The sequence below is a fragment of the Streptomyces tateyamensis genome, from assembly GCF_003205575.1.
GTDB lineage: Bacteria > Actinomycetota > Actinomycetes > Streptomycetales > Streptomycetaceae > Kitasatospora > Kitasatospora tateyamensis.
Window position 1 is genome coordinate 1 of the sequence record NZ_PYBW01000213.1, and the last position, 6381, is coordinate 6381.

Annotated in this window: 7 protein-coding genes; 2 read left to right on the top strand and 5 right to left on the bottom strand. The window is 67.4% G+C overall.

What is annotated here, in order from left to right; genetic code table 11:
* Nucleotides 1-207: 207 nt before the first annotated feature.
* From C7C46_RS34550 to C7C46_RS32685, 5 genes are all read right to left on the bottom strand, one after another.
* The gene (locus C7C46_RS34550) at nucleotides 208-462 is read right to left on the bottom strand and encodes a hypothetical protein (RefSeq protein ID WP_146259313.1); all 255 of its coding nucleotides are present in this window, start codon (nucleotides 460-462) and stop codon (nucleotides 208-210) included.
* Between the two features lie 378 nt (nucleotides 463-840).
* Nucleotides 841-1614 (bottom strand): hypothetical protein, encoded by a 774-nt coding sequence (locus tag C7C46_RS32670; RefSeq protein WP_146259314.1) that lies wholly within the window; start codon nucleotides 1612-1614, stop codon nucleotides 841-843.
* 647 nt (nucleotides 1615-2261) lie between these two features.
* Complete coding sequence (locus C7C46_RS32675; RefSeq protein WP_110673539.1) at nucleotides 2262-2768, bottom strand: hypothetical protein; 507 nt, start codon at nucleotides 2766-2768, stop codon at nucleotides 2262-2264.
* On the bottom strand, nucleotides 2765-3760 hold the full coding sequence (locus C7C46_RS32680; protein ID WP_110673540.1) for an SDR family oxidoreductase: 996 nt from the start codon (nucleotides 3758-3760) through the stop codon (nucleotides 2765-2767). Before C7C46_RS32680 ends, C7C46_RS32675 begins: the two co-directional genes overlap by 4 nt.
* Complete coding sequence (locus tag C7C46_RS32685; RefSeq protein ID WP_110673541.1) at nucleotides 3757-4407, bottom strand: TetR/AcrR family transcriptional regulator; 651 nt, start codon at nucleotides 4405-4407, stop codon at nucleotides 3757-3759. The genes C7C46_RS32680 and C7C46_RS32685 overlap by 4 nt, the downstream gene beginning before the upstream one ends.
* Before the next feature lie 404 nt (nucleotides 4408-4811).
* On the opposite strand from C7C46_RS32685, the gene C7C46_RS35545 reads away from it, so the two are divergent.
* Together C7C46_RS35545 and istA are read left to right on the top strand one after the other, a co-directional pair.
* Nucleotides 4812-4982, top strand: a complete 171-nt coding sequence (locus C7C46_RS35545; protein ID WP_181442662.1) for a hypothetical protein — start codon at nucleotides 4812-4814, stop codon at nucleotides 4980-4982.
* A gap of 102 nt (nucleotides 4983-5084) precedes the next feature.
* Nucleotides 5085-6251 (top strand): IS21 family transposase, encoded by a 1167-nt coding sequence (gene istA, locus C7C46_RS32695; protein ID WP_245985299.1) that lies wholly within the window; start codon nucleotides 5085-5087, stop codon nucleotides 6249-6251.
* The last annotated feature ends 130 nt before the right edge of the window (nucleotides 6252-6381 follow it).

The window sequence follows — 6381 nt, forward strand, 5'->3', positions numbered from 1 at the left end:
GCTCACCCAGCTCCCGGCCATCCCCTGACTGCCGATCACCGATCCGACGACCTGGAAGGAGAGCAGCCCCGGACCCGTGGAATCCGGCCCACCCGCAGCGTCATGCGACGGCCCGCCCCGAACGGCATCGGGACATTACGGGCGAACTGCCGATCCGATCACCGACCACAAGCCGCTGAAGGATCGAGGCCGACCGGATGAAAGGGGTCAGGAGCTCTTGGCCGGAAAGTAGACGTACCACTTTCCGTCGGATAACTGCTCAAGTGTTACCTTGAATCCGGGATTCGTCGAATTCTGATCCGTGTTCGTCAGACACCGTGGGCCTGCCGTCCCCGGGGCCGTCGCATCGGCCGAGCAGATCGACCCGGTCAGGATCACGACCGCCTTGTCTCCGGTTACCTCCACCGACCCGGCCGCCAGGTCGTGAGCGGACAGCGAGTGCTGGGCCATCAGGGCGGTCATGACCCTGAAGTCACTCTGACTGCTCGGCAGCACCATACCGACCCCGGTGTCCGGCTTCGGGGAGAAGATGTCGTTCGTGTAGGCGACCGCGACCGCCCCGGGCGTCGACGCCGTCTCGGATTGGGGAGTGGATCTCTGACAGCCACTGACAATGCCAGCGGCAGCGGCCGTCAGGACCGGACAGAGCATCATGTACCACCAGCTCGATGATTTTATCGAGGTGCGGCGGTGATGGACTCCGGATGGGTTTCTGGTCGGTCGCATAGTCGTCGGGCCCCCAAGGTGGAGTAATGCGGTCTGTGGTTCGGCGAGGGCAGCCGGGTGCGGCGTCCGTGAATCGCAGCGCTTTGGCTCGCTGCGCTCACGGACGCCGCATCCTCACGACCCGTTGCCGAAGCCGTGGTTCTCACGGAAGTGGACAAGGTTGCTGCAGCCGCCGGCGGCTCCGCTCGGGGAGTTGTACCCCCAGGCGAAGGAGCCGTTGTTGCCCGCCCGGATGAACGGGGACAGTTGGAAGACGGCCGGGTCCGAATTGAATCCGCAGGCGGCATAGCCCGCGGCACCCATGGTGGCGACGATCACAGCCTCGAAATCGGTGTTCCGCCAGGTGTCCGAGGAGTTCAACTGCAGGTTCTCACAATTGACGCAGCCGTTCCAGGAGAAGGAGACTCCCGAACTGGACCAGCCGTCGTACTGGAACGCGTACGGCACCGCGTACGCGTTGCTGTAACTGGTGATGGTGCTGCCGTTCGCGGTCCAGCTGATGTTCGGTGCCAGCGACACGATGGTGATGTCGAGCGGGTCGACATAGCTGTTCTTCTCGAAGGCGGTCTCGCTCCAGTAGTCGGCCGGGTTGGCGACAGCGCCCTTCCGAGTGGGGGCAGCCGTGGCGTTGGTCCGTGATCCCGCTGTTGGGCTCAGTGACGACTGGGCCGAAGAGGCGTTCAGTTTGGCCTCGTCCGCAGCCGAGAGGGTGCCGGACACCACGGTTTCCTGGCAGGTCTTGGGATTGAACGCGATTTCCTCCGAGTATCCGGCGGCCGAGCCGGCAGTGACGGTCTGCTCAGAGGAGGAGAATATGCACCCGCCATTGGGGCCGGGCTTTCCGGAAAGCGTGGCGGTCAGCCGGTTCTGCAAGTTCAGCGAATCCACGAGAGTGTGGGTGTAGTGGAGCCAGCCGTTGGAGTCGGCAGTGACTCCGAGTGCCGCTGCAGAACCGTTCGTCGGCGTGCTCACGCCGTCGGCAGCGAATGAGACTCCGGACGACGCAAACGACGTCGCGAAGAATAAGACTGCCGCTACTGAAGCGAGAGTCTTCGTTGTTGCCCTCATAGCCCCTCCACATGATCGTCCGCAGGAGCTGATGCTCCTGCGGACTATCCCTCCCCGAGGACTCCCCCCGGAGTCGAGTACCAGCGGTGCCAGCATGTCGAGTCTCGATGGTATGTGCAAGAGCTATAAGTGGAACCGGGGCACCCAATTAGCTTGGGGAATCTCCGGGGCTGATAGCTCTGCGTGATGAGGTTCGAGAGCGATTGCGTGGGCATCGGTGGCGCACCGTCTCCTATTGCTCAAGCCGCTGTGCCATGTGTGCTGGGTGGCCGACCCGCCGCGATTGGTGTGGGCCGAATGCGTGGCAGGGGCGGATTCGGCGCATCCGTCACCTCGAGGGTGGGTTTGTGGAGGGGCTAGTGGGGCGGACTTGATGCCCAGAGTGACGATGATCTTGCCTATCGACGGTGGCGTGACAGGCTGGGCGAAGTCGTCCCCGGCGAATTCAGCAGGGGCACTGTGTCAGGTCACCGGGAAGGGTGACCAGCAGACGGCCGCGATCCAGACAGTGGCGCCGCGCGAACGCAAGCGCAGAGGAGGAGAACTCCGGTGGGCACCACGGCGATCCCGATCAGGAAGGTCACGAAGCCGACGATCCCGCCGGCCAGGACGGCTCCTGCCACAATCCAAGCCGCCGCACCCGCTGCGGTGAACCGCCCGGTACCCCACAGCCACAGCAGCAGACCCACAAGCAGCGACAGCACGGTGGGCAGTGCCACGAGCAGCAGCACGCCGTAGCCGTCGTGCTGGACCAGGGTGACGCGCGGCAGCCCCACGAGTGCGCCTGTGTTGCCGGTGCTGCTCGAAGGGGTCGCCGGTGCGACCACTGAGCCCTGCACGGTTACGATCGGCAGGACGGCGGCCAGGACCAGGAGGATCAGCCCCCACGCGAGTGCCGCGCCGACCAGGACCCATGCGGTCCTGTCGACCCTTGGGGTTGGGAGGGTCGGCTTCGGATCAATCTGTGCGGTCATGAGGCTCGTTCCGTTCTGTCGTTTGGCGAGAAGTGACGGCCCAGCTCATGGGCGTAGCGTCGGCCCAGTACCGACCCGTGGTCGGCGAGCCAGGTGCTGATCGCCGTCGGGCCGGTGGTTGGTGCGTCGGAGTCGGCGAGCCCGGCCGCCATCGCGCGGTACTCATCGCGGGTCAGCAGGACATCGCGGACGGCGAGTCCCAGCGCCCGGGTGAGGACCGGGACCGCCGCGCCGGGGACCCTGACGATGCGGGAGCGGCTGCCGACCGCGCCGCGGACGGCTTCGACCAACTCGCGGAAGGTCGGCCGCTCGGGGCCGACCGCGTCGACGACCGTGGTCTCGCGCCCGCGGCCGTGTGCCACACACAGGCGGGCGAGGTCGTCGACATGGATGCCTCGGATCCGGTAGTCGCCACGGTCTCCCACGGCGAAGAGCGGGGACCGGCGAAGCAGCCAGGCGATGTTGTTGACCAGGACATCGTTGCCGCCGAACAGGATCGCGGGCCGCAGGATCGCGTGCGGTACTCCGGTCGCGGCGAGGTCCTGCTCGACCTGGGCCTTGCCGCGGAAGTAGGGGAACGGCAAGTCGAGGGAGGGGTTGGTGATGCTCAGATGGACGATGCGCCGGATGCCGGCCTCGCGCGCTGCCCGGAACAGGACCCGCGAGTGGGACACCGCCTGCCCGTGGTCGCGGCCGCCGTGGGCGAAGCGGATCCAGTAGGTGTTGTACAGCGTGGTCGCGCCCGCCATGGCCGTCACCAGCGCGGGGAAGTCGTCGAACGCGAGGGGGTGGACGGTGATCTGTGATCCCGCGGGGGCCCGACCGGGATGTCCGGTGAGGGTACGGACCTCTCGGCCCTCGGCGATTAGCGCCGAGGCGATGGCCGCTCCCGAGTAGCCGAAGGCGCCGGTCACCACATCGGTTCCGGTGTCGTCGGCGGGCTCGGGATGATGTCCGGCGGCCGCCGGGTTGGAGGCCGGGTCGTTCGTCATGTCGGTTCTCCGCTCGCCGGTGGTGGGAGCATGCCGAGCAGCGCGGCCAGTCGGCGCGCGCGGCGGAACAGTGCCAGCGCGTTCGTGTGGTCCCCGTCCAGATGGGTGAGCATCTCCAGCCCGAGGTACAGGGCGACGACTGCGTAGGCCACCTCGTCTGATGGCGCGGTCAGGGCGAGCAGGGCGGGGTTAGCCACCTTCTCGACGGCCTCCTTGGCGAACGCCGTCCACGGTTCGAGCCGGGTGGCGATCTCAGCGCCGAAGCCGGGAATCGAGCGGGCACCCGAGATCAGTTCGACCAGGACGGTGACGTATCCCGCGTCGAGGTCCTCCTCGAAGACCGCCTCCGCGAGCCGCAGCAGGTCCGGGAGCGACCTGGCCTGGGCGACCGCGTCGCTGTAGCGTGCCAGTCGCTCGGCGCTGACCGTGTCGAGGGCCGCGAGGAGCAGGTTGGCGACCGAGCCGAAGTGGTAGAAGACGAGACCCTGGTTGCAGTCGGCACGACGCGCGATCGTCCGGGCGCTGGCCCCGGCGAATCCGTCGGCCTTCAGTGTCACGATCGCCGCATCGATCAGCGCTCGCTGCGTTTCGGCCGACGCCTTCGACGCGCGCGGGCCGGGCGTGCTCGGCGTCCCTGATCTGGCCATCCCAGGCTCCCGACTTGAGCGACTGCTTAACGCCTCCGCTCAAACGTACGCCCGCCCTGAGTAGGCGTCAATGTAGGTTCCTATCAAGGAGGTTGAGCACACGGTGATCGACTCAATCCGCTGTGGGCGAGATCCCGGGAGCGCCGGCCACAGCTCACGGGCGGTTCGACCATGGACGGGCACCACCGGGACCGGGTCGTCCCGACGACGAAGGCCCGGTCCAGGAACTCGCCGAGCAGCTGCTACGACGATCAAGAAACAGTCTCTCCAGGTCTGACGCGCAAACGGGACGCGCGCTGTCAGCTTGATCTTGATCTTTGACGAGCTGCAGCTCAGTGCCGCCGCGTTCGCCAAGCTCACCGAGAGCAGACAGTCGCCACCCGCCGCACGTCTAGGATGGTGCCGTGACCGACCAGGTCGGCCACGGAGACGAACGCTCCGCTGTATGGCGCCTGCACCAGAAGTCCCTGGCCGATGGCCATGGCCACGTGTTCGGGCTCGGGCTCGGTCAATACTTGTTCGCCCATCACATGCTGCTGCGAGAACGCGGCAGTCAGGGTGTCGGCAACGGGTGAAACGAGGACCACGAACGGCGGACCAAAAGCGGGCCGACCTGCGATCTCTTGATCATCCTGACTTCAATGCTCTGAGGTCAGGAGGAAGAGAGGGTGATCCACGTGGAGGACTGGGCTGAGATTCGCCGGCTGCACCGGGCCGAGGGGTTGTCGGCCCGGGCCGTGGCCCGGCAGCTGGGGATCTCCAGAGGAACGGTGTCGCGGGCGCTGGCCTCGGATCGGCCGCCGAAGTACCAGCGCCCGCTGAAGGGCTCGGCAGTGGACGCGGTCGAACCCGCGATCCGTGAGCTTTTGAAACAGACCCCGACGATGCCGGTCACGGTGATCGCGGAGCGGATCGGCTGGGAGCGCGGACTGACGATCCTGCGCGAACGGGTCCGGGAACTGCGACCCGCCTACCTGCCAGTGGACCCGGTCTCGCGCACGGTCTATCAGCCCGGTGAGCTCGCGCAGTGCGATCTGTGGTTCCCCGCCGTGGACATCCCGCTCGGCTATGGCCAGTCCGGCCGCCCACCGGTCCTGGTGATCGTCTCCGGGTATTCGCGGGTGATCACCGCCCGGATGCTGCCCTCCCGGCAGACCGGTGACCTGATCGACGGGCACTGGCGCCTGCTGGCCCACGGTTGGGGCGCCGTCCCGAAGACGCTGGTCTGGGACAACGAGCCCGGCGTCGGCAAGGGCAAGCTGGCCAGCGAGTTCGCCGCGTTCGCCGGCCTGCTCGCGGTCAAGATCCACCTCTGCCGCCCCCGCGACCCCGAGGCGAAGGGCCTGGTCGAGCGCGCGAACGGCTACCTGGAGACCAGCTTCCTGCCCGGCCGCGTCTTCACCGGCCCCGACGACTTCAACAACCAACTCGCTGCCTGGCTGCAGATCGCAAACCGCCGCCGGCACCGCTCAATTGACGCCCACCCCATCGACCGCTGGGAGGCCGACCGCGCCGCGATGCTCACCGTCCCGCCGGTCACACCGCCTCACTGGTGGCGATTCCACACCCGCATCGGCCGCGACCACTACATCCGCGTCGACACCAACGACTACTCGGTCCACCCCCGCGCGATCGGACGCACCATCACCGTCTGGGCGGACAACGAGGAGGTCACCGCCATCGCCGGCGAAGAGATCGTGGCCCGCCACACCCGCTGCTGGGCCAGACACCAGAGCCTGACCGACCCCGATCACGCCGCCGCGGCCGACCTCCTGCGCGGCGAGGTCATCCATAAGCAGGCCGCCCGAGTCACGGATACGCCGGGGCGGGGCTCGCTCTCGTAGTACCAGGGCTTGCGTCGGCGTAGCAGGGCCTCGCCGTGCTCGGTCCAGGTGAATCCGGGCTTGCGCAGCAGCTTCCGGAAGACCGCGTCGGTGGTTTCCGCGTGGGCGGTGGCCAGGCGGCGGATCGGAA